A 21377-nucleotide genomic window follows, 5' to 3' on the forward strand; every position below is an offset into this window, starting at 1 on the left:
CCCATCGATGTGCGAACGAGATAGCCGATAATCAGCTTATCCTTCACACGATAGGAGACGGCGGATTGCTTCATCGAGGCGAGCATATAGGCGTAATCAAAGGCCGCAAGTGGGCGAAGATTGCCAACGGCAGGGGATCGAACCCGCACCCGTTTCCAGGACCGCTGTAGCGATACGTCTACCAATTCCGTCACGCTGGCTTTTGCAAAATATCGTACGGCTGGACAGCGAGCAACGTCCGGATTTGGGCGAAACTGGCTGCCCGTTCCGATCAGTTCGCCACCGCCACCGGCCCGCGTGGCGGCCCTGCCGCATCGGCCACGGCCGCCGCGACATTCTGGATCAGCAATTGCCGCTTGCGGATATCCTCGGTCGTGTCGCCGATCATCACCGCGATGGCGAAGCGGCGGCCGTCGGGGGCGGTCAGCAGGCCGACATCGTTGAAGCCCGCATTGCGGCGGCCCAGATCCTGGCCGGTGCCGGTCTTGTGCGCGATGGTCCAGCCCGACGGCACGGCGGCGCGCAGGCGGGCATGGCCGGTGCGCGAGGCCTCCATCGTGTCGATCAGGATGCGGGTCGAGGTCTCGGACAGCAGCTCCCCGCGCGCCAGCCGGGCGAGCGCATCGGCGATGGCGATCGGTGCGGCGCCATCGGGCGGATCGCTGACATAGGCGTCAAGTGCCGCCGCCCGTGCCGCCGGGTCGAGGCGGTTGCGCGCCGCCTGGAACGCCCCGGCCATCGCAAAGGCGGGCTGCCAGGTCAGGCCCGCGGTCTTGGCCTGGAGCAACCGCTCGCCGGGGCCGAAGCGGATGTCGCCCAGCCGCTTGTTGGCGATCATCGTGCGCACCGCCTGCGGCCCGCCGACATAGGTCAGCAGCCGGTCGTTCGCGGTATTGTCGCTCTGCGTCAGCGCACGGGTCAGCAGCTCGCCGACCGTGGTGTGGTATCCGTCCCCCTTGACCAGCATCGCGATCGGCTGGTGGAACAGGGTCAGGTCCTCGCGCCGCACGACGATCGGCTCGTCCAGCCGGGCACGGCCCTTGTCGCGCAGGTCGAGCAGGGTGATCGCGACCCACAGCTTGGAGACGGATTGCTGCGGCAGGCGCTGGCGACCGCCGACCTCGACCGTCCAGCCGTCGTCGACCGCCCGCACGGCAATACCCTTCTTGCCCGTAAAACCGGCGGACAGGCGGTTGATCGCACTGACCAGTCCGGCGGGCGCGGACGGCGCGCGACTGGGGCGGGGCGGGGGCAGCGGCATCGACACCGCGACCTGCGGTTCGGGTGCGCTGGGGGTATAGGCGGTGGAGCCGGGGCGCGTGTCCGTCCCGCACGCCGCCAGGCTCAACAGAATTGCGACGGGCCCCATACGCAGCCCACCGTTCGCTATTCGCTTCGTCACCGTCGTACCCCGCTACACCCGGCCATCCTTACGTGTTGACCAAATGGGGGAAATCCCCCCGCACGGAGCTTGCGACGAACGGCGGCACGCACACGACAAGCCGCGAAACCCTTTACGGAATCAGGATCGTGTCGACCGCGTCGGGCAGGGTCTGTGGATAATCCAGCGTATAGTGCAGCCCCCGGCTCTCCTTGCGGTGAAGCGCGCAGCGGACGATCAGTTCGGCGGTCTGGAGCAGGTTGCGCAGCTCGATCAGGTCGGGCGTGACGCGGAAATGGCCGTAATAGTCGTTCACCTCGTCGGTCAGCATACGGATGCGATGCTGCGCACGCTCCAGCCGCTTGGTGGTGCGCACGATGCCGACATAATTCCACATGAAGCGGCGGATTTCGGTCCAGTTCTGCTTGATGACCACCTCTTCGTCCGAATCGGTGACGCGGCTTTCGTCCCAGGGGCGGATGGCGGGGGGCGGGGGCAGGTCGTCCCAATGCTGCGCGATATGGTTCGCGCACGCCTCGCCGTACACGAAGCATTCGAGCAGCGAGTTGGAGGCCAGGCGGTTCGCACCGTGCAGCCCCGACTGGGTGACCTCGCCCGCTGCATAGAGGCCGGGAAGGTCGGTGCGTCCGTCGCGGTCCACGATGACGCCGCCGCAGGTATAATGCTGCGCGGGGACGACCGGGATCGGCTGCACCGTCATGTCGATGCCGAGCGACAGCAGCTTTTCGTGGATGTTGGGGAAATGCTCGCGCACGAAGGCAGGGGACTGGTGGCTGATGTCGAGATGGACGTAATCCAGGCCCAGCCGCTTGATCTCATGATCGATCGCGCGCGCCACGATGTCGCGCGGCGCCAGTTCGGCGCGGGGGTCGAGATCGGGCATGAAGCGGTGGCCGGTCTCGGGGATCTTCAGGTGGCCGCCCTCGCCGCGAACCGCCTCGGTGATCAGGAAATTCTTGACCTGGGTGTTGTAGAGGCAGGTCGGGTGGAACTGCATGAATTCCATGTTGGACACGCGCGCGCCTGCCCGCCAGGCCATGGCGATGCCGTCGCCGGTCGCCCCCTTGGGCGCGGTGGAGAATTGATAGGTGCGGCCCGCCCCGCCGGTCGCCAGGATGGTCGCGCGCGCCTTGTGCACGACGACGCGGCCCGTGCGCCGGTCGACGGCATAGATGCCCCAGACATGGCCCGCGCCCGAATAGCGCATTTCGTGGCGGCTGGTCGCCAGGTCGATTGCGACCTGGTCGGGGACCAGCGTGATGTTGGGATGCGCCTCGGCCGCCCGCAGCAACGCGTCGAGCACCGCCCAGCCGGTCGCGTCGGCGACATGGACGATGCGCCGGTGCGAATGCCCGCCCTCGCGCGTCAGGTGGAGCATATTGCCCTCGGTCGCGAACGGCACGCCGAGTTTCTGGAGCCGTTCGATCGCGGCGGGGGCGTTCTCGACGACGAATTCGACGGTGGCCCGGTCGTTCAGGCCCGCGCCCGCGACCATCGTGTCCTCGATATGGCTGTCGAAGGTGTCGCCGGGTTCCAGCACGGCGGCGATCCCGCCTTGCGCCCAGGCAGTCGAGCCCTCGTTCAGCTTGCCCTTGGCCAGCACCGTCACCTTGAACCGGTCGGCGAGATTCAGGGCCGCGGTCAACCCGGCCGCGCCCGATCCGACGATCAGGATATCGGAATCGGTCATGCGCGGGCTCCTTGGGGCGCGTTGGCGGAATACATTGCTTCCCTCTGGCACGGTCCAGGGGGTTGGGACAGGGGGTTAACGCCTTGCCGCGCCACGCCGCCATTCCCACCTCTTGCCCATGACGCTGGCCCGGCCCGATTGGCGCGATCGTCTGCGCGCAGGCATTCCCACAGGCTTGATCGTGGGGGCGCTCGGCTATGCGCTGGTCGCAGGTCTCGGCTTCGCACCCGTGTTGCCGGTGCCGTCGGAGGCGCTCAACAGCTTCGACGTGCGCCCGCCCGCACCCCCGCCGCCGCGAATCCAGCCCAAGCGTATCCCCAGCCACCGCCCGCGCGGGGCCGCCGCGCCGCCCAATATCCGCTCACAGGCGACCGAGATCGTCGCGCCGCCTCCGGTCGTCGTCCTGCCGCCGATATCCCCGGTCGTCGTCGCCCCCGTGGCGGGGACGGGCGTGCAGGCGACGCAGGGCGCCTCCGACAAGCCTGGCCCCGGCACCGGGGCGGGCGGGATCGGCAATGGCACGGGCAGCGGAGGTTCTGGCGACGGGGACGGCTATGGCGACGAGACGCCGCCGCGCCGAATCAAGGGGCGGATCAGAAATTCGGACTATCCCGAAGCGGCCGCCGAAATGGGTGCGAGCGGCAGCGTGACGGTGCGCTATTTCGTCAATGTCGACGGCCGGGTCAGCGGCTGCGTGGTGACGCGGAGCAGCGGCAATGCCGTGCTCGACGAGACGACGTGCCGGTTGATCGAGCAGCGCTATCGCTACGACCCGTCGCGCGATGCCGATGGGCGGCCGGTGCGCTCGATCATCGTAGTCAGCCAGGATTGGGTGCTGGAGCGGATGCCTGCCGAGCGGTGAGGGCGTGGGCTTCGACTTCGGCGCAAAGCCCCGAAGTTCATCCTGGGCGGCAGGCTTGCCAGCCAGCCGAAGGGCTCGGCCTGAACGGGGGGCAGGGGGAATCAAGGGCTGGTTCCCGCAGAGGCGCGGAGGACGCAGAGGTGTCCGGCCTTGGTTGTTTGTTGGTCCACACCGACAGGTCGTCGTGGATTGGGGATGCGCTATCCCCGCACCGCCTATCTCTGCGTCCTCCGCGCCTCCGCGCGAACCAAAATCTTTCTTCTCCTCAAACCCCGTTCAGGCTGGGCGAGGTCGAAGCCCAAGGGAAATCCCCAGTCTCAGACCGCGACGCTTCGCGTCAGCGACAGGAACACGTCCTCGAGATCGGCCTCCTTGGTCGAGACGTCGACGATGCCGTACCCGTCCGCCTGCACCGCCGCCAGCACCTGGCCCGCATTCACCTTGTCCTTGGCATAGGTGATTTCCAGCGTGCGCGTGCCCTTCAGCACGATCTTGCCGAAGCTGGCATGGTCGGGCACCGCCGCGACGTCGCGGTCGACGGTGACGGCGACGATCTTTTCCTGCGCCTTGCCGACCAGTTCGCGGGTCGGCTCGTTGGCGACCAGGCGACCATGGTTGATGATCGCGATCCGGTCGCACAGCTCCTCGGCCTCTTCGAGATAGTGGGTGGTCAGCACCACCGTCACGCCCTGTTCGTTCAACTGGCGGACATAGGCCCAGAGCTGCTGGCGAAGCTCGATATCGACGCCCGCCGTCGGCTCGTCGAGGACCAGCACGGGCGGCGAATGCACCATCGCTTTCGCCACCATCAACCGCCGCTTCATGCCCCCCGACAGGGTACGCGAATAGGCCTTGGCCTTGTCCTCCAGATGAACGGCGCGCAGCAATTCCATCGAACGGCGCTGCGCCTTGGGCACGCCGTACAGCCCGCCCTGGATCTCCAGCGTCTCCAGCGGCGTGAAGAACGGGTCGAACAGGATCTCCTGGTTGACGATGCCGATCGACGCCTTGGCGTTGCGCGGATGCTGGTCGATGTCGAAGCCCCAGATCGACGCCGTGCCCTCGGTCTTCATGACCAGGCCCGCCAGGATGTTGATCAGCGTCGACTTGCCAGCGCCATTGGGGCCCAGCAGCCCGAAGATCTGCCCGCGCGGCACATCGAAGCTGACCCCGTCGAGCGCACGCTTGCCGCCCTGATAGGTCTTGGCGATACCCTGGATCGAGATGGCGGCTTCTGTGGTGGCGGTCATGGACCCCGAGATAGGCCCGCACGGGCAACAGGCCAAGCCGGTTTTCGGGAATTGCACGGGGGACGGCACCTTGCTATCGCGCAGGGCTATGTTGCCGCCGCCTGAAACCACCCGCGTCACCCAGACCCGCGTCGCTTGCGACGGTGCCACCGACATTCCGGGCGGCGCCGCGCTCGGCCATCCGCGCATCTGGTTGCAGATCGACGAGACCGGCTATGTCGATTGTGGCTATTGCGATCGCCGCTTCGTGCTGATCGGCGGTGCGGCGGATGGCGTGGATCAGGCGGCGTTGCCTGATCATGGCGACGGCGCGGGGCGCTAAGCTCCCCCAACGCTGTTGAGATTCACGCCCCTCCCGCAGGCGGGAGGGGAGAAGCGGAGCGGCGGAGCGGCTTGGAGTTTCAAACCCCGGCTGGGCATCCTATATCCGATAGATGACCGCCACCGATCCCCGCTCGTTCCTGTACCGCGACACGCTGGACCCCGATGCCGCGCTGCGCCTCACCGCCAGCGCCCTGTCGCGTGCCGACGATGGCGAACTCTACCTGCAATATAAACGATCCGAGGCGTTCGGTTTCGACGACGGGCGGCTGAAGACCGCCGCCTACGACACCCATTCGGGCTTCGGGCTGCGCGCGGTGTCGGGTGAGATGACCGCTTTCGCGCACGCCAACGAACTGTCGGAGGCCGCGATCCAGCGCGCCGCGCAGACCATGGCGCTGATCGACCCGGCCAAGGGTGCCGCCGCCGCCGCGCCACAGGGGACCAACCGGCATCTCTATACCGCGACCGATCCGCTCGACCTGATCCCCTTTGCCGAGAAGGTGTCGCTCTGCCAGACGATCGACGCCGCCGCCCGCGCGCGCGATCCCCGCGTGGCGCAGGTGTCGGTCGGCCTGTCGGGCAGCTGGAGCGTGGTCGAGATCGTCCGCGCCGATGGTTTCGTCGCCACCGATGTGCGGCCGCTGGTACGGCTGAACATCTCGGTCGTGGTCGAACAGAATGGGCGGCGCGAGACGGGCAGCTTCGGCATTGGCGGGCGCTATCTCTACGATCGGCTGGTCGCGCGCGAAACCTGGGAGCGCGGGATCGACGTCGCGCTCAACCAGGCCTTGGTCAATCTCGACTCGGTCGCGGCGCCTGCGGGTGAGATGACCGTGCTGCTCGGGCCGGGCTGGCCGGGCGTGCTGCTGCACGAGGCGATCGGTCACGGGCTGGAGGGCGACTTCAACCGCAAGGGCACCTCGGCCTTTTCGGGGCGGATCGGCGAGCGGGTCGCGGCACCCGGCGTCACCGTGGTCGATGACGGGTCGCTGGCCGACCGGCGCGGCTCGCTGTCGATCGATGACGAGGGCACGCCGACGCGTGAGGTCGTGCTGATCGAGGACGGTATCCTGAAGGGTTATATGCAGGACCGGCTCAACGCGCGGCTGATGGGTGTCGCGCCCACCGGCAACGGCCGCCGCGAGAGCTTTGCCCATGCGCCGATGCCGCGCATGACCAACACCTTCATGAAGGGCGGGCAGGACGATCCCGCCGAACTGCTGTCGCGGGTGAAGAACGGCATCTTCGCCAAGTCGTTCGGCGGCGGTCAGGTCGACATCGTGTCGGGCAAGTTCGTCTTTTCCTGCACCGAGGCGTACCGGATCGAGAACGGCAGGCTGGGCGCGCCGATCAAGGGTGCGACGCTGATCGGCGACGGCCCCAGCGTGCTGACAAAGGTGACGGGCATCGGCAACGACTTCGCGCTGGACGAAGGCATCGGTGTGTGTGGCAAGGGCGGGCAGAGCGTGCCCGCCGGTGTCGGCCAGCCGACGCTGCTGGTCGAAGGGCTGACCGTCGGCGGGACGGCGCTGGCGGCGTAACCGATATTCCTCCCCCGAAAGGGGAGGGGGATCATGCGAAGCATGGTGGAGGGGTGTTCGCACCAACCGCGACACCCCTCCGGGCTGCCACCTTCCCGTGAAGGTGAGGAACGGAAAGCTGCCCAAAAATCGGGCAGATCAGGTCCGATGCCTAAAAATTGATGCAGCCAGCGAGTGATTCATGCCGCGCTGCACCATGGCAATGCTGTAAAAGTAACGAAAATGTAAACTGGCACACCCCTTGCGAGGCTGCTCCCCGAGTAACGCAAAGGGGGCGCAGGTGAAGCTGATCATTGCTATCATCAAGCCGTTCAAGCTCGACGAGGTGCGCGAAGCGCTGACGACCTTGGGCGTGGCGGGCATGACGGTGACCGAGGTGAAGGGGTTCGGACGGCAGAAGGGCCAGACCGAAATCTATCGCGGGGCCGAATACAGCACCAACATGGTGCCCAAGATCAAGATCGAGGTCGTCTGCGCGTCCGAGATCGCCGACCGCGTCGTCGAAGCGATCCAGGCCGCCGCCAACACCGGCGCGATCGGCGACGGCAAGATCTTCATGCTCGATGTCGGCCAGGCCGTGCGGATCCGCACCGGCGAAACCGACGACGCAGCGCTCTGAGAGGGGGGATTTCGATGAAGCACATCACCAAGATGGCGACCGGTGCCGCGGGCCTTGGCCTGACGCTGTTCGCCGCGCTGCCCGCCTGGGCGCAGGATGCCGCCGCCGCCGCACCCGCCGCGACCGTGAACAAGGGCGACACCGCCTGGATGCTCACCTCGACCGTGCTGGTCATGATGATGATCCTGCCGGGCCTGGCGCTGTTCTATGGCGGCCTGACCCGCGCGAAGAACATGCTGGCGACCATGACCCAGATCGGCGCGGCGGCCTGCCTCGCGATGCTGATCTGGGTGATGTACGGCTATAGCCTGGCCTTCGGGCCGGACGTGTCGGGGGGCGCGTCCAACTTCATCTCCGGGCTGGGCAAGGCGTTCCTGAAGGGCGTGACCCCGGCCAGCCAGGCGGCCACCTTCACCGCCGGCGTCGAGATTCCCGAATATGTCTTCATCTGCTTCCAGATGACCTTCGCCGCGATCACCGCCGCGCTCGTCCTGGGCTCGGTCGTCGAGCGGATGAAGTTTTCGGCGGTCATGGCCTTTACGGCGGTGTGGCTGACCATCGTCTATCTGCCGATCGCGCACATGGTATGGGCATCGTCGGGCCTGTTCTTTAAGGCGGGCGCGCTCGATTTCGCTGGCGGCACCGTGGTGCATATCAACGCCGGTGTGTCGGCGCTGGTCGCCGCCCTGATCCTAGGCAAGCGCATGGGTTATCCGACCACGCCGATGCCTCCGCACTCGCTGACGCTGACCGGGGTCGGCACCGGCCTGCTGTGGGTCGGCTGGTTCGGGTTCAACGCGGGCTCGGCGCTGGAGGCCAATGGCTCGGCGGCGCTCGCCATGATCAACACCTTCGTCGCGACGGCGGCGGGTGGCCTGGCCTGGATGCTGGCTGAGCGGGTCGCGGGTCACAAGGGTTCGGCGCTGGGCTTCTGCTCGGGCATCGTCGCGGGGCTGGTCGCGGTCACCCCGGCCGCCGGCAACTCGGGCCCGTTCGGTGCGATCGTGCTCGGCGCCATCGCCAGCGTGGTCTGCTTCTATGCCGTGTCGGTCCTGAAGCCCAAGCTCGGCTATGACGATGCGCTCGACGCCTTCGGTGTCCACGGCATCGGCGGCATGGTCGGCGCGATCGGCACGGCGGTGGTCTATGCCCCGTCGCTGGGCGGTCCGGGTGCGGCCGATTACGACATGGGCGCCAAGCTGCTGGTCCAGCTGGGCGCGGTCGCCACCACCATCGTCTGGGCCACCATCGGCACCGTCATCGCGATGTTCGTCGCCAAGGCCCTGACCGGCCTGCGGGTTTCGAAGGAAGTCGAGCAGGAAGGCCTCGACCTCGGCGAGCACGGCGAACGCGCCTACAACTGATCGGGAGCGGGGGCACCAAGAACCCCCGCACCCCACGACGTTCCTCCTGCGGACGACCTAAGCCCGGTGCGGCAACGCACCGGGCCTTTTTTTGTGTGTGGGGTGGGGGGCGCCATCCCGGCGAAGGGCGGGACTCCGATGCGGTGAGCCTAGGCGTGTTCTACTGACCGGGGAAACCTGGACCCCGGCCTTCGCCGGGGTGGACGTCATGGGGTAACAAGAACCTCCGTTCGCACTGAGCGAAGTCGAAGTGCACGGGATGACGCTCGCAGACAGGGCGTGGCGTGGCCTTCGACTTCGCTCAGGCTGAACGGAGGTGCAGATAGGTTGGCGAGATGGGGGAAGTGGTCCTTACCGCCCCTTCGGCCCCGCCGCCGGACCCGCGGGCCGGGCCTGGGCCTGTGCCGCCTTGGCGGCCTCATATTCATCGAAGGTGCGCGACAGCAGCGCCTGGGCTTCGGCTTCGGTCACCTTGCCGTCCTTGTTGGCATCGGCCTTGGTGAACCACAGGTCGGCCAGCCGTGCGGCATGGACGTCGTCGAGTTTCTTCTGGCCATTGCCCATGCGCATGATCGCGGCCTTCACCTCAGCCTTGGTCAGCACGCCGTCGTGATTGGTGTCGCGCGCCTTGAACTCGCGCGAGAATTTGGCGGCGGCGGACGCGCGGGTGTCCTGCGCCATGGCGGGCACGGCAAGGGTCGCGGCGATCAGGCCGGTGAGGAGGAAACGGGTCATGCGGGATACTCCTGAACGGGACATCAGGGCCGCTCCTGACGCCCTTTGGCTGTCCGCGCAATGAACGAGTGGGGAACGACGCCAACCGAAGGTTGCGTGGGACCGCGACAGCGCATAGGGGCCGGGTCAAACCCACCCCCTCCTCTTTCCTAGGGACTTTGCCATGAGCGAAGATATCAAGCGCGTCGTCCTCGCCTATTCGGGCGGCCTCGACACCAGCGTCATCCTCAAGTGGCTGCAGCAGCATTACAACTGCGAGGTCGTGACCTTCACCGCCGATCTGGGCCAGGGCGAAGAGCTGGAGCCCGCGCGCAAGAAGGCGGAGATGGCGGGCGTGAAGCCCGAACATATCTTCATCGACGATCTGCGCGAAGAGTTCGTCAAGGACTATGTCTTCCCGATGATGCGCGCCAATGCGCTGTACGAGGGCACGTATCTGCTCGGCACCTCGATCGCGCGGCCGCTGATCGCCAAGCGCCAGATCGAGATCGCCAAGATGGTCAATGCCGACGCGGTCAGCCATGGCGCGACCGGCAAGGGTAACGACCAGGTCCGCTTCGAACTCGGCTATTACGCGCTGAACCCCGACATCAAGGTCATCGCGCCGTGGCGCGAATGGGACCTGACCAGCCGCACCAAGCTGATCGAGTTCGCCGAGGCGCACCAGATCCCGGTGTCGAAGGACAAGCGCGGCGAGGCCCCCTTCTCGACCGACGCGAACCTGCTGCACACCTCGTCCGAGGGCAAGGTGCTCGAGGATCCGTGGGATGAAGTCCCCGATTACGTCTATTCGCGCACGGTCAATCCGGAAGACGCGCCCGACGTGCCCGAGGTCATCACCATCGACTTCGAACGCGGCGACGGCGTCGCGCTGAACGGTGAGGCGTGCTCGCCCGCCACGCTGCTGGCCAAGCTCAATGAGCTGGGTCGCAAGCACGGCATCGGCCGCCTCGACCTGGTCGAGAACCGCTTCGTCGGCATGAAGAGCCGCGGCATGTACGAAACGCCGGGCGGCACCATCTATGCGCTGGCGCATCGCGGTATCGAGCAGATCACGCTCGACCGGGGTGCCGCGCACCTGAAGGACGAACTGGCGCCGCGTTATGCCGAGCTGGTCTATAACGGCTTCTGGTTCAGCCCCGAGCGCGAGATGCTGCAGGCCGCCGTCAACTACAGCCAGGAGAAGGTGACCGGCACCGTCCGCCTGAAGCTGTACAAGGGCCAGGCGATCGTCACGGGCCGCAAGTCGCCCTACAGCCTGTACTCGGAAAAGGTCGTCACCTTCGAGGACGACCAGGGCGCCTATGATCAGCGCGATGCGGCGGGCTTCATCAAGCTCAACGCGCTTCGCCTGCGCCTGCTGGGGCGTCGCGACCAGGGCTGATCCGGCTCGGGTTCGACGGACGAAGGGGCGGACGGGGCAACCTGTCCGCCCTTTTTCGTGGGGGTGCCGGAGCGGGTGGCGAGGGCGCAAGCGTGCACTTCGACTTCGCTCAGTGCGAACGGAGGGCGGCAATAGATCCGGCGCGCTATCCCCATCCCCGACCGCCGTTCCGCCTGAGCGTAGTCGAAGGTCATGGGATGACCTTCGCGGCACCCGCAACAACTCGCCGCAGCGCAGGCCGCGTTCGTCTTGTCCTTGCCCCCTTCGATCCGCTAGGCCCGGCGGCATGAATGGGGGAAAGCTCAACTGGTGGCAGACGCGGTGGTTCGTGGCGGCGATGGCGCTGCTCGCGGCGCTGCCGTTGATCTGGCCGACCGTGCCGCCGCTGGTCGACCTGCCGGGTCATATGGGGCGGTATCGGGTCCAGCTGGAATATGCCAACCAGCCCTGGCTGGCGGCGTGGTACCGGTTCGAATGGCAGATGATCGGCAATCTGGGCATCGACCTGCTGATCGAGCCGCTGGCGCCGATCTTCGGGTTGGAACTGGCGGTCAAGCTGATCGTGATGGCGATCCCGGTGCTGACCGTGACCGGCCTGCTCTGGATCGCGCGCGAGGTGCAGGGGCGCATTCCCGCGACCGCGCTGTTCGCGCTGCCGCTGGCCTATAGCTATCCCTTCCAGTTCGGGTTCGTGAATTTCGCGCTGGCGATGGCGCTGGCGCTGAACCTGTTCGCGCTCTGGCTGCGCATGGGGCGGCTGGGCGCGGTCAAGCTGCGCGCCGTGCTGTTCGTGCCGCTGTCCTGTGTGCTGTGGGTGGCGCACACCTTCGGCTGGGGCGTGCTGGGCGTGCTGGCCTTTTCGGCCGAGCTGATCCGCCAGCATGATATCCGTCGCGCCAAGGGCGCGCACGGCGTCCGAGGTTGGGCGGAGTCGGCCTTCCATGCCGGGCTGGGCTGTATCCCGCTGGCGCTGCCCATGGTGCTGATGGTGCTGTGGCGCTCGGGGGCGGACGTCACCGGCAAGACCGGCGACTGGTTCAACTGGCGCTGGAAGATCAACTGGGTCACGATGGTGCTGCGCGATCGCTGGATGGCGTTCGACCTGGCGTCGGTGACGGTGCTGTTCCTGGTGCTGCTGAAGGGCGTGCGCGACGAGCGGGTCGAATATTCGCGCAATCTGGTGCTGTCGGCGGCGTTCCTGGCGGTCGTCTATATCCTGCTGCCGCGCATCGTGTTCGGATCGGCCTATGCCGATATGCGGCTGGCGCCGTACGTGCTGGCCATCGCGCTGATCGCGCTGCGGCCCCGGCGCGGCCTGTCGCTGCGCGGGGCGTCGACGCTGGCGGTCGTGGGGCTGGCGTTCTTCGGCGTGCGGATCGCGGCGACCACGGTCAGCTATGTGATGTACAGCAACGACTATGACCGGGTGCTGAGCGCGCTCGATCATGTGCCGCCGCGCGCGCGGCTGCTGACGTTCGTGGGCCGCCAATATTGCGCCGATGTCTGGCCTTCGAGCCGGTTGGAGCATGTCGCTGGCCTCGCGCTGGAGCGCAAGCTGGCCTATGCCAACGACCAGTGGTCGATGGCGGGCGGGCAGTTGCTGACCGTGCGCTATGCCCCCGCCAAGCGGTTCGCGCACGACCCGTCGGAGATCGTGACCCAGCGGCGCTGTCGCGGGCAATGGTGGCGGCCGGTGGATACCGCGCTGAAGCTGCTGCCGCGCGACGCGTTCGACTATGTCTGGCTGGTCCATGCGCCGCGTTATGACGAGAGCCTGACGCGCGGGCTGACGCCGATCTGGCGGGCGGGCGACAGCGTGTTGTATCGCATCGACGACCGCCGCCCGATCATCGACCCGGCGGCCTATGAGATGCTCAGCCGCCCCTCGCCAGAGGAAGACAAGCGCGTGCCCACGCGGCGCAAGGCGACGGCGGACCAGGACGACTAGGCAAGCGCCCTAGCCCCGGCGGAACGGGGTCAGCTCGCCCAGATAGTCGCTCTCCGCCGCGATCGCCTCACGCTCCCGCTCCACGAACTCGGCGACGGCGCGGCGAAAGGCGGGGTGGGGGATGTAATGCGCCGAAAAGGTCGGCACGGGGGCGTAGCCGCGCGCGAGCTTGTGCTCGCCCTGCGCCCCCGCCTCGACCGTGGCCAACCGCCGCGCGATGGCGGCGTCGATCGCCTGGTAATAGCAAAGCTCGAAATGGAGGAAGGGCACCTCCTCGACCGCGCCCCAATAGCGGCCGTACAGCGTATCCGCACCGATCAGGTTCAGCGCCCCCGCGATCGGCACGCCGTCCCGCTCGGCCAGGATCAGCAGCACCTTGTCGCCCATCTGCTCGCCGATCCGGTCGAACGCGGCGCGGGTCAGATAGGGGCGGCCCCATTTGCGGCTGCCGGTATCCTGATAGAAGGTCCAGAAGGCGTCCCAATGCTCGGCGTGGATATCCGCCCCCGACAAATGCCGGATGGTCAGCCCCTCGACGGCGGCGGCGCGTTCCTTGCGGATCGCCTTGCGCTTGCGACTGGCCAGCGCGTCCAGGAAGTCGTCGAAGCGGGCATAACCGTCATTGCGCCAGTGGAATTGCACGCCCTTTCGGATCAGCCAGCCCGCCGCCTCGAAATAGGGCAGCTGGTCGGGCGTGACGAAGGTCACGTGCGCGGAGGACAGTTCGTTCTGGTCGGTCACCGCCTCGATCGCGGCGATCAGCGCAGGGGCGAGCGAGGGTTCGCGCAGCAGCAGGCGGGGGCCGGGCACGGGCGAGAAGGGCGAAGCGATCTGGAGTTTGGGGTAATAACGCCCGCCCGCCCGCTCCCAGGCATCGGCCCAGCCCTGGTCGAAGACATATTCACCCTGGCTATGCGCCTTCAGATAGGCCGGGGCGATCGCGGCAGGCTGTCCGTCGGGCCCGTCGATGACGATCGGGGCAGGCGTCCAGCCCGATCGGCCGCCGACGCTGTGCGACGTCTCCAGTGCGGTCAGGAAGGCGTGGCTGACGAACGGATTGGCGGTGCCAGCGCAGGCGTCCCACTGGTCGGGGGACAGGGCGGCGACGCCGGACAGGATACGCGCGACGGCGGTGCTCATCGCTGGCAGATATGCGGTGCGGGGTGAGGTGGGACAAGGGGGGGCGGCGACAGGGGGTGTGGCTTTCCCTCCCCCATCCCCTCCCGCCTGCGGGAGGGGCGTGTTGTTTGGCTGGCGCTGAAATTCCTCGCTAGCCTCTGGCCGCTCCTCTCCCGCAGGCGGGAGGGGATGGGGGAGGGCAGGGCCGCAGGGACCCCACCCCCCCAAAGAAATCAAACCAGCGCGACGATCGCGTCGACCTCGACCGCCGCGCCCAGCGGCAGCACCGGCACGCCGACCGCCGAGCGGGCGTGACGCCCGGCCTCGCCGAACAGCGAGACCATCAGCTCCGACGCGCCATTGGCGACCTTGGGCTGGTCGGTGAAGTCACTGCCTGAGTTCACGAACACGCCCAGCTTCACGATCCGCTTCACGCGGCCGAGATCGCCGTTCAGATACTTCTTGATCTGCGCGACCAGCATCAGCCCGCAGGCCTGCGCCGCCTTCTGCCCGTCTTCCAGCGAGACGCCTTCGCCCAGCCGCCCGGTGACGAGCTGGCCGTCGATAAAGGGCAGCTGGCCCGAAATGTGGAGAAGCCCGCCCGCCTCGACGACGGGGACATAGGCGGCGACGGGGGCGGCAGCCTCCGGCAGGGTGAGGCCGAGCTGCTCGAGCGCGCGATCGATATGGGTGGTCATGGGGCGAGACATGACGTGCCGGCCCCATGGCCGTCAAGCCATCGGATCAGGCGGCGGTATCAGCTGGCGGCGGGCTGCCCCCCGGCGAAGCGTGCGGCGATCCAGGCCTGCGCCTGACGCCAGTCGTCGATCCGCGCATGGGCGTCCGGCGCGGGTGGCACGTGCGGGGCCATTTCCGGTTCGGACACCATGTGCAGCCGGTGCACCTGCGGGGCATGCTCGGCGACCGAGGCATGATGCTGGGGCAGGTCGTCGACGAAAACGGTGACGGGGTGGCCATGCTCGGCGACCAGCCGGGCGACCGGCTCGCCCTTGCCGCCCGAATTGCACTGGACCCGGTGGTGGATGCCGAATCGCGCCAGCTGTTCGATTCGCGGCGTCCGGCATTCCTCGATCAGGTTGGTCAGGATGACGATGTCGGCCTGGTCCGCCAGCGCCGCCAGCGCCTCGGCGGCGTGCGGCACCAGCGTCTGGCGCTCCATCTCACCGGGGAAGAAGCCGTGCAGCAGATCCCAGGCCTCGGCCTGGTCGAGCGCTGCGCCACCGTTCCGCCGGGTCATCGCCCCGAAGAAATCATGCCGGTCGAGCGCGAAGTCGATGTCGTGCGCCTCGTCCAGCCAGGTACGAAAATGGCGGACCATGTGCACCAGCACTTCGTCGCAGTCGCAGATCAGCAGCGGCTTCATGCGGCCTCCAGCACCCGGCGCGCGGCGACCAGCGACTCGGGGCGCTCGCCCAGTTCGTCGGCACAGGCAATCAGGTCGGCTTCATGCCCCTCCAGGAACGACAGGATCGCGGCCATGACGCCCGGCTGTTCGGCGCCCGCGCGTAGTTCCTCGACCGACAGGCCGGTCAGCGCCAGCAGCCGCTCGGCCCGCGACGGGCTTTGCAGCGTCCAGACCAGCGCCCGAAGCGCCAGCGACCCGGCTTGCTCGATACGTGCGGGCTCGATTGTATCCGGTCCGGGCATTGCCTATCGTCACCTCGTGAATGGTGGAGACCGCGTGACAAGAAAGGTGCTCGTTGTCGAGGACAACGAACTCAATCTGAAACTCTTCTGCGACCTGTTGCGCGCGCACGGCTTCATCGCCGAGCCGGTGCGCGACGGGCGCGAAGCGGTGGCGCGCGCCCGCGAGACGCAGCCCGACCTGATCATCATGGACATCCAGATGCCGCATGTGACCGGATACGAGCTGATCCTGGAGCTGAAGGCCGACGAGGAGCTGCGCCGAATCCCGGTGATGGCGGTGACCGCCTATGCGGGCCGCGACGACGAGGACCGCATCCGCGCGGCGGGGGCGGATTCCTATGTGTCCAAGCCGATCAGCCTGATGCGCTTCATGGAGGCGGTGAACGGGTTGTTGTGAATAATGCCGTCCTCCGTTCGCACTGAGCGAAGTCGAAGTGCACGCCCCGAACCTATGCCGCGACCGTCATCCCATGGCCTTCGACTTCGCTCAGGCTGAACGGGGAGTGAGAAGCGCAAAATGTCCATTTTTGGTGGCGAACGGTCCGTCCGCTTAAGCGCAGTCTATAGTGAAAATCGGCTGTCCGCCTGCCTGCTCAAAACGACGTAGCGCCCACGGCTATTGCGATCAGTACCGCGTAGAACAACAAGATAAACGACCAATAGGCGAACGGCCTATCTTGCCGCGCTATCATCAGAACCGGCCCATCCGTGTCGAAAACCCTGATGCGTCCGGTTCGAAGCATGCGAGATGCGCGCCAGCCAGCCCAAAGAAGCGCAACGACTAAGCCAATCTTGACGGCCGGGATCATTCGCCAGTGCCTTCTCAACGTCTGCTATCGGGCAGGGTATCTGCGCCTCTGAACGGCCACAAGAGGGCGTTAGCGGGCGTTCGAGACGGGTGGCGCAACACAGGTTGTGCCAACCTTCGGGGGCTGCTTCTCGCCGAACCCAATCGACATCGGAAACCATGTGTCCCGCAGCGTCTCGCCGGGTGTCGCGATTGGCCATCGTAGCTGGTGAACCCATGCCAGCATGTCTTGATCCGCTTGCGGGTTTCCAGTGCTCGCGAGGACATAGACTCCGCTCACGTCACCTTGCTTGGATACGCTGATGCACACAGCGCCAGATGCATCCCGCAGTGTCGCAGGAAGAGGCGGCATCTCCTGAGCACTCCCGATCGCAGCCATCAGCACTAGCAGCGCTGAGACGATGGCGACACGAGCGATGGGACCGAACATGCCAGAGTGATGGCACGAACTCGGGAATGTCGGCAAGCGGGCGTTAGCCCACCCAGCCGCCTCCGCTCATTCCTCCAAGTCATCCTCCACCACCGCCGCCTTCCGCCCCTTGAACCCCTGCGCGACGACGAACCATTCCACCGAGCCCTTGCGGCTCGACGGCGGCTTGGCGTGCTTCACGGTGGTGAAGTGGCGCTTCATCTCGGCGACCAGCTGCGAATCGGCACCGCCCGCGAACACCTTGGACACGAACACCCCGCCCGGCGCCAGCACGTCGCAGGCAAAGGCGAAGGCCGTCTCGACCAGCGCCATGGTGCGCAGCGCGTCGGTCTGCGGGTGGCCGACGGTGTTTGCCGCCATGTCCGACATCACCAGGTCGGGCGTGCCGCCCAGCGCGTTCATCAGCGTGTCCGGCGCGGCATCGTCCATGAAGTCCATCTCGAAGATGGTGACGCCGTCGATCGGATCGACCGGCAACAGGTCGATGCCGACGACCGCCGCATTCGGCAATGTGCGCCGCACCACCTGGGACCAGCCGCCCGGCGCCAGCCCCAAGTCGATGATCCGCTTCTTGCCGCGCAGGAAGCCGAACCGCTCGTCCAGCTCGATCAGCTTATAGGCCGCACGGCTGCGATACCCTTCCGCCTTGGCGCGGCGGACATAGGGGTCGTTCAGCTGGCGCTCGAGCCAGCGGGTCGATTGGGCGGTGCGCTTCCGGGCGGTGCGCACGCGCTGGTGCAGCCCTGCATTGCCTCTGCTCACGATCTGGCGATTCCCATCAAACGGCGCAGGATTCCCTCGCGAATCCCACGGTCGGCGATCCCTAGCCGCTCGGCGGGCCAGAGGTCCAATATCGTCTCCAGGATGGCGCAGCCCGCCACCACCAGATCGGCGCGTTCGGGGCCGATGCACGCCACCTTGCCGCGCGCGGCCAGGCTCTTGCGCGACAAATCGGCGCTGATCTCGCGCATGGCCGCGGTGGGCACGATCAACCCGTCGACGGCGTTGCGGTCGTAATGGCTCAGCCCCAGATGGACGCTGCCCAGCGTCGTCACGGTGCCGCTGGTGCCCAGCAGCCGGGGGCTTCTCAAATTCCTCGGCAGGCGCGCGGCGAAATCGGCGAAGCTGTCCGCCACCATCGCGCGCATTCGCGCATAGGCGGCCAGCCGCCCGGCTTCGCCCTCGCCACCGCCCGCGCTTTCGGTCAGCGAGACGACGCCCCAAGGCGCCGAATGCCAGTCGAGGATGCGCGGGCTGGCCCCATGCGTGTCGACCAGCACCAGTTCGGTCGAACCGCCGCCGATGTCGAAGATCAGCGCGGGGTCCTCGCCCGGCTCGATCAGCGCATGGCAGCCCAGCACCGCCAGCCGCGCCTCTTCCTCGGCCGAGATGATGTCGAGGTGGATGCCGGTCTCGGCCAGCGCCCGCGCGATAAAGGCGGGGCCGTTGGCGGCGCGGCGGCACGCCTCGGTCGCGACGGCGCGCGACAGGGTGACGTTGCGGCGCTTCAGCTTGTCGGCACACACGCGGAGAGCGGCGATGGTGCGGTCGATCGCGGCGTCGGACAGGCGGCCGGTCGTCGCCAGTCCCTCACCCAGTCGCACGATCCGCGAAAAGGCGTCGACGACGGCAAAGCCGCCGCCCTGCGGCCGCGCGATCAGCAGGCGGCAATTGTTGGTGCCCAAGTCGAGCGCGGCATAGGCCTGCGCATCCGACCACCGGCCACGCTGGGGCCGGGGGGGTGCCGAACGGGCAGGGGGCTTGGCCTGCCGGTACGGCCTTCGGGTGGGAACATCCCCCATCGCCGTATCTCGCTTATTCTGTTCTATCCGTCACGGACATGAGCGTCCGCCGGTGCTTGAATCTCAAGGTAGCGAGTCGGCGCCCGCGCGACAAGACGCCGGGCGGCTGGCCCGGCGGATTTCGGTTGACAGGCCCGATCGGCCCGCATAGAGGCACGCCCCTGTCCGGTGCCCCGTCGTCTAAAGGTAAGACCACGGACTCTGACTCCGTTAATTGAGGTTCGAATCCTCACGGGGCATCCAGACACTTCCACAAAATTCCAGACGCACCTTACGACCAGCCCTCGCGCGTCAGTAATGGCGCGCGTTCGGGCCCGGACATGCCGGGCCCGTTTCACGCGGATGATCCGGCCGTCAGCGCAGGATGATGTCGGCGCCGTGCTTGTGCGCGCGGATTTCATCCTCGGTCAGGCCGTTGATCTCGTGCGGGAAGATCAGCCAGTCGTTCGTTTCATGGACGAAGAAGTCGGGCGTCAAGTCGGTGACGTTGCGCGACGGCTTGTAATAGACGGTCGCGACTTTCGCCTCGTGGGGCATGTTGTTCCGGCACCGCGCCCTCAATTCCTGCAGCACCGCGCGGATCGAGCGTCCGGAATCGAAGACATCGTCGATCAGCAGCAGGCGATCCTCGGGATTGAGGACGTCGACCAGATGGCCCAGTCCATAGATGCGGACCTGCGGCTCCTGCTGGTCGATGCCCGTATAGGAGGCGGTGCGGATCGCGATATGGTCGCTGGGCACCCCGCGATATTCGAGCAGTTCCTGGACCGCGATGCCCACCGGCGCGCCGCCACGCCAGATGCCGACGATATGCGTCGGGCGAAAACCCGAATCGAAGACCAGATTGGCCAGCCGGAAGGAATCCTCCAGCAGGCGATCGGCGGACAGATAGATTTTGGTGGCCACGGGATCGTCCATCATCGTTGCGGGGCGGCGGCACGACACCATCGACGCCCATCCGGACTGGCCCTTTTGATAGGCTGCATCGGCAAGGGCAACCGCGACGTGACGGGGAGAGTCAGAGGAAAGGCAGGCAATATGATGCCACCCGCTATTGCCGGGGATGAAGTGCTGACGAAGGACGGGACTATTCCGCCGCAGACGACGGCCTGCCGAATATAATGGTGAGCGAGGTGCGGGCGCTGTTCGGACAATAGTCCGCAAGCAACGCGACAAACACGTGTCGGCGGCTGTCTTTCGACAGCCGCCTCACATTTTCCACCGATGTTGGAAAGTGGTGCCCAGAAGAGGACTCGAACCTCCACGACCTTGCGATCGCCAGCACCTGAAGCTGGTGCGTCTACCAATTCCGCCATCTGGGCACGGGGTAGGCGTGTGCCTTTAGGGTAGGGTTCGAATCCTTGTCAACGGCTTTTTTGCGGGGCAAAGGGGCGGTGCACAAAAAATCTGGCGAATAGGGACGGTCATGACGAACAAGCTGGTGACGCTGATCGGCGGCGGGGGCTTTCTGGGCCGCTATGTCGCACGCGAACTGATGCGGGACGGGACGCGCGTACGGATTGCGCAGCGCGATCCGCGCCAGGCCTATTTCCTGCGCACCCAGGGCGGGCTGGGCCAGACCCAGTTCGTGGCCGCCGACATCGCGCGCCCCGATACGGTCGCCCGCGCGGTCGAGGGTGCCGATGCGGTCGTCAACCTGGTCGGCGTGATGGGCGGCAATATGGAGCGTATCCATGTCGACGGCGCGCGCGCCGTGGCCGAGGCGGCGGCACGGGCCGGGGCCAGGGCGCTGGTCCATGTCTCGGCGATCGGCGCGGACGCGCATGGCGCGGCGGCCTATGCGCGGTCCAAGGGGCAGGGCGAGGACGCCGTGCGCCAGGCCTTCCCTGGCGCCACGATCCTGCGCCCCTCGATCGTGTTCGGCCGCGAGGACCAGTTCGTGAACCGCTTTGCGGGCATGGTGTCGGCCCCGGTCGTGCCGATCCTGCGCGCGGGCGTGAAATTCCAGCCGGTGTTCGCGGGCGATGTCGGCGAGGCGGTCGCCACCGCGCTGCGCGATCCCGAATCGCACGGGCACAAGACCTATGAGCTCGGCGGGCCGGACGTCATTTCCATGGGCGAGCTCGTCCGCTGGATCGCGCAGACGCTGGGCCGCAAGCCGACCTTCCTCGAAATGCCCGATTTCGCGGGCGCCTTGCTGGCCCGCCTGCCGGGCTCGCCGATCAGCCAGGATCAGTGGCTGATGCTGCAGCAGGACAATGTCGTGGCCGCCGGTGCGCCGGGCCTGGCCGAGCTGGGCATCACGGGCGCGCCGTTGGCGACCGTGGCCCCCGAATATCTGATCCGCTTCCGCAAGGCGGGGCGCTTCGGGCGGCGGGCCGAGACCCTGGCGGCCTGAACCGTCGCGCGGCCGCCGTCTTTGCCGTATCGCTGTCAGCCCCGTCGCCTTATGGCGGCGGGGCTTATCATT

General features: G+C 67.1%; 20 protein-coding genes, 2 tRNA genes and 1 pseudogene. 10 read left to right on the forward strand and 13 right to left on the reverse strand.

Annotation, left to right across the window (positions count from 1 at the left end):
* Nucleotides 1-121: 121 nt before the first annotated feature.
* The 3 genes and pseudogenes from U1703_RS12880 to nadB all read right to left on the reverse strand — a co-directional run bounded on the left by U1703_RS12880 (nucleotide 122) and on the right by nadB (nucleotide 3092).
* A pseudogene (locus U1703_RS12880) lies at nucleotides 122-200 on the reverse strand.
* Between the two features lie 71 nt (nucleotides 201-271).
* A complete protein-coding gene (locus tag U1703_RS12885; RefSeq protein WP_332786092.1) occupies nucleotides 272-1369 on the reverse strand; it encodes a serine hydrolase in 1098 nt (365 codons plus the stop codon).
* A 145-nt stretch (nucleotides 1370-1514) separates the two neighbouring features.
* Nucleotides 1515-3092: an L-aspartate oxidase gene (nadB, locus tag U1703_RS12890; protein ID WP_332786018.1), complete on the reverse strand. Its 1578-nt coding sequence runs from the start codon at nucleotides 3090-3092 to the stop codon at nucleotides 1515-1517.
* Nucleotides 3093-3210: 118 nt separating this feature from the next.
* On the opposite strand from nadB, the gene U1703_RS12895 reads away from it, so the two are divergent.
* A complete protein-coding gene (locus U1703_RS12895; protein WP_332786019.1) occupies nucleotides 3211-3954 on the forward strand; it encodes an energy transducer TonB in 744 nt (247 codons plus the stop codon).
* Between the two features lie 317 nt (nucleotides 3955-4271).
* On the opposite strand, the gene U1703_RS12900 is transcribed toward U1703_RS12895, so the two are convergent.
* Nucleotides 4272-5204: an ABC transporter ATP-binding protein gene (locus U1703_RS12900; protein ID WP_320452911.1), complete on the reverse strand. Its 933-nt coding sequence runs from the start codon at nucleotides 5202-5204 to the stop codon at nucleotides 4272-4274.
* Nucleotides 5205-5292: 88 nt separating this feature from the next.
* On the opposite strand from U1703_RS12900, the gene U1703_RS12905 reads away from it, so the two are divergent.
* From U1703_RS12905 to U1703_RS12920, 4 genes are all read left to right on the forward strand, one after another.
* Nucleotides 5293-5526: a zinc-finger domain-containing protein gene (locus U1703_RS12905; protein ID WP_320452912.1), complete on the forward strand. Its 234-nt coding sequence runs from the start codon at nucleotides 5293-5295 to the stop codon at nucleotides 5524-5526.
* Between the two features lie 112 nt (nucleotides 5527-5638).
* Nucleotides 5639-7069, forward strand: coding sequence for a metalloprotease TldD (gene tldD / locus U1703_RS12910; protein ID WP_332786020.1), 1431 nt, complete (start codon nucleotides 5639-5641; stop codon nucleotides 7067-7069).
* A 280-nt stretch (nucleotides 7070-7349) separates the two neighbouring features.
* Nucleotides 7350-7688, forward strand: coding sequence for a P-II family nitrogen regulator (locus U1703_RS12915; protein ID WP_332786021.1), 339 nt, complete (start codon nucleotides 7350-7352; stop codon nucleotides 7686-7688).
* Nucleotides 7689-7702: 14 nt separating this feature from the next.
* On the forward strand, nucleotides 7703-9052 hold the full coding sequence (locus U1703_RS12920; RefSeq protein WP_320452914.1) for an ammonium transporter: 1350 nt from the start codon (nucleotides 7703-7705) through the stop codon (nucleotides 9050-9052).
* A 351-nt stretch (nucleotides 9053-9403) separates the two neighbouring features.
* On the opposite strand, the gene U1703_RS12925 is transcribed toward U1703_RS12920, so the two are convergent.
* Nucleotides 9404-9787: an EF-hand domain-containing protein gene (locus tag U1703_RS12925; protein WP_332786022.1), complete on the reverse strand. Its 384-nt coding sequence runs from the start codon at nucleotides 9785-9787 to the stop codon at nucleotides 9404-9406.
* 163 nt (nucleotides 9788-9950) lie between these two features.
* Here U1703_RS12925 and U1703_RS12930 point away from each other — a divergent pair, with 163 nt between their 5' ends.
* Nucleotides 9951-11171 (forward strand): argininosuccinate synthase, encoded by a 1221-nt coding sequence (locus tag U1703_RS12930; RefSeq protein WP_320452916.1) that lies wholly within the window; start codon nucleotides 9951-9953, stop codon nucleotides 11169-11171.
* Between the two features lie 286 nt (nucleotides 11172-11457).
* Nucleotides 11458-13119 carry a hypothetical protein gene (locus tag U1703_RS12935; RefSeq protein ID WP_332786023.1) on the forward strand — a complete coding sequence of 554 codons (1662 nt, stop codon included), beginning with the start codon at nucleotides 11458-11460 and terminating at the stop codon, nucleotides 13117-13119.
* Between the two features lie 9 nt (nucleotides 13120-13128).
* On the opposite strand, the gene U1703_RS12940 is transcribed toward U1703_RS12935, so the two are convergent.
* From U1703_RS12940 to U1703_RS12955, 4 genes are all read right to left on the reverse strand, one after another.
* On the reverse strand, nucleotides 13129-14259 hold the full coding sequence (locus tag U1703_RS12940) for a GNAT family N-acetyltransferase (protein WP_332786024.1): 1131 nt from the start codon (nucleotides 14257-14259) through the stop codon (nucleotides 13129-13131).
* Nucleotides 14260-14471: 212 nt separating this feature from the next.
* Complete coding sequence (locus U1703_RS12945; RefSeq protein WP_320452919.1) at nucleotides 14472-14936, reverse strand: RidA family protein; 465 nt, start codon at nucleotides 14934-14936, stop codon at nucleotides 14472-14474.
* Between the two features lie 59 nt (nucleotides 14937-14995).
* Nucleotides 14996-15622 (reverse strand): HAD family hydrolase, encoded by a 627-nt coding sequence (locus tag U1703_RS12950; protein ID WP_332786025.1) that lies wholly within the window; start codon nucleotides 15620-15622, stop codon nucleotides 14996-14998.
* Nucleotides 15619-15906: a DUF3572 domain-containing protein gene (locus tag U1703_RS12955; RefSeq protein WP_320452921.1), complete on the reverse strand. Its 288-nt coding sequence runs from the start codon at nucleotides 15904-15906 to the stop codon at nucleotides 15619-15621. The genes U1703_RS12950 and U1703_RS12955 overlap by 4 nt, the downstream gene beginning before the upstream one ends.
* Before the next feature lie 34 nt (nucleotides 15907-15940).
* Between U1703_RS12955 and U1703_RS12960 the strand changes: the two genes are divergently transcribed.
* Nucleotides 15941-16303 (forward strand): response regulator, encoded by a 363-nt coding sequence (locus U1703_RS12960; RefSeq protein ID WP_332786026.1) that lies wholly within the window; start codon nucleotides 15941-15943, stop codon nucleotides 16301-16303.
* Between the two features lie 907 nt (nucleotides 16304-17210).
* Here U1703_RS12960 and U1703_RS12965 read toward each other — a convergent pair.
* Both U1703_RS12965 and U1703_RS12970 read right to left on the reverse strand, forming a co-directional pair.
* Nucleotides 17211-17906 carry an RlmE family RNA methyltransferase gene (locus tag U1703_RS12965; protein WP_332786027.1) on the reverse strand — a complete coding sequence of 232 codons (696 nt, stop codon included), beginning with the start codon at nucleotides 17904-17906 and terminating at the stop codon, nucleotides 17211-17213.
* Nucleotides 17903-18946: a Ppx/GppA phosphatase family protein gene (locus tag U1703_RS12970; protein ID WP_320452925.1), complete on the reverse strand. Its 1044-nt coding sequence runs from the start codon at nucleotides 18944-18946 to the stop codon at nucleotides 17903-17905. Before U1703_RS12970 ends, U1703_RS12965 begins: the two co-directional genes overlap by 4 nt.
* A 169-nt stretch (nucleotides 18947-19115) precedes the next feature.
* On the opposite strand from U1703_RS12970, the gene U1703_RS12975 reads away from it, so the two are divergent.
* Nucleotides 19116-19189 (forward strand) — tRNA-Gln (locus U1703_RS12975).
* A gap of 111 nt (nucleotides 19190-19300) precedes the next feature.
* Here the strand turns inward: U1703_RS12975 and U1703_RS12980 are convergent.
* Entirely contained in the window at nucleotides 19301-19867 is a 567-nt protein-coding gene (locus U1703_RS12980; protein ID WP_332786028.1) for a phosphoribosyltransferase, read from the reverse strand.
* Nucleotides 19868-20181: 314 nt separating this feature from the next.
* A tRNA-Leu gene (locus U1703_RS12985) sits at nucleotides 20182-20268 on the reverse strand.
* A 104-nt stretch (nucleotides 20269-20372) separates the two neighbouring features.
* On the opposite strand from U1703_RS12985, the gene U1703_RS12990 reads away from it, so the two are divergent.
* The gene (locus U1703_RS12990; RefSeq protein WP_332786029.1) at nucleotides 20373-21305 is read left to right on the forward strand and encodes a complex I NDUFA9 subunit family protein; all 933 of its coding nucleotides are present in this window, start codon (nucleotides 20373-20375) and stop codon (nucleotides 21303-21305) included.
* Nucleotides 21306-21377: the final 72 nt, after the last annotated feature.

The sequence above is a fragment of the Sphingomonas flavida genome (assembly GCF_036663655.1).
Lineage (GTDB): Bacteria > Pseudomonadota > Alphaproteobacteria > Sphingomonadales > Sphingomonadaceae > Sphingomonas.

Excerpts from the sequence above, each read along its gene's own strand:
- U1703_RS12925 (WP_332786022.1), bottom strand. The coding sequence starts at position 9,787 with ATGACCCGTTTCCTCCTCACCGGCCTGATCGCCGCGACCCTTGCCGTG.
- U1703_RS12955 (WP_320452921.1), bottom strand. The coding sequence starts at position 15,906 with ATGCCCGGACCGGATACAATCGAGCCCGCACGTATCGAGCAAGCCGGG.
- U1703_RS12950 (WP_332786025.1), bottom strand. The coding sequence starts at position 15,622 with ATGAAGCCGCTGCTGATCTGCGACTGCGACGAAGTGCTGGTGCACATG.
- U1703_RS12900 (WP_320452911.1), bottom strand. The coding sequence starts at position 5,204 with ATGACCGCCACCACAGAAGCCGCCATCTCGATCCAGGGTATCGCCAAG.
- U1703_RS12945 (WP_320452919.1), bottom strand. The coding sequence starts at position 14,936 with ATGACCACCCATATCGATCGCGCGCTCGAGCAGCTCGGCCTCACCCTG.
- U1703_RS12895 (WP_332786019.1), top strand. The coding sequence starts at position 3,211 with ATGACGCTGGCCCGGCCCGATTGGCGCGATCGTCTGCGCGCAGGCATT.
- tldD (WP_332786020.1), top strand. The coding sequence starts at position 5,639 with ATGACCGCCACCGATCCCCGCTCGTTCCTGTACCGCGACACGCTGGAC.
- U1703_RS12885 (WP_332786092.1), bottom strand. The coding sequence starts at position 1,369 with ATGGGGCCCGTCGCAATTCTGTTGAGCCTGGCGGCGTGCGGGACGGAC.
- U1703_RS12980 (WP_332786028.1), bottom strand. The coding sequence starts at position 19,867 with ATGATGGACGATCCCGTGGCCACCAAAATCTATCTGTCCGCCGATCGC.
- U1703_RS12970 (WP_320452925.1), bottom strand. The coding sequence starts at position 18,946 with ATGGGGGATGTTCCCACCCGAAGGCCGTACCGGCAGGCCAAGCCCCCT.
- U1703_RS12930 (WP_320452916.1), top strand. The coding sequence starts at position 9,951 with ATGAGCGAAGATATCAAGCGCGTCGTCCTCGCCTATTCGGGCGGCCTC.
- U1703_RS12935 (WP_332786023.1), top strand. The coding sequence starts at position 11,458 with ATGAATGGGGGAAAGCTCAACTGGTGGCAGACGCGGTGGTTCGTGGCG.
- nadB (WP_332786018.1), bottom strand. The coding sequence starts at position 3,092 with ATGACCGATTCCGATATCCTGATCGTCGGATCGGGCGCGGCCGGGTTG.
- U1703_RS12905 (WP_320452912.1), top strand. The coding sequence starts at position 5,293 with ATGTTGCCGCCGCCTGAAACCACCCGCGTCACCCAGACCCGCGTCGCT.
- U1703_RS12990 (WP_332786029.1), top strand. The coding sequence starts at position 20,373 with ATGACGAACAAGCTGGTGACGCTGATCGGCGGCGGGGGCTTTCTGGGC.
- U1703_RS12920 (WP_320452914.1), top strand. The coding sequence starts at position 7,703 with ATGAAGCACATCACCAAGATGGCGACCGGTGCCGCGGGCCTTGGCCTG.
- U1703_RS12940 (WP_332786024.1), bottom strand. The coding sequence starts at position 14,259 with ATGAGCACCGCCGTCGCGCGTATCCTGTCCGGCGTCGCCGCCCTGTCC.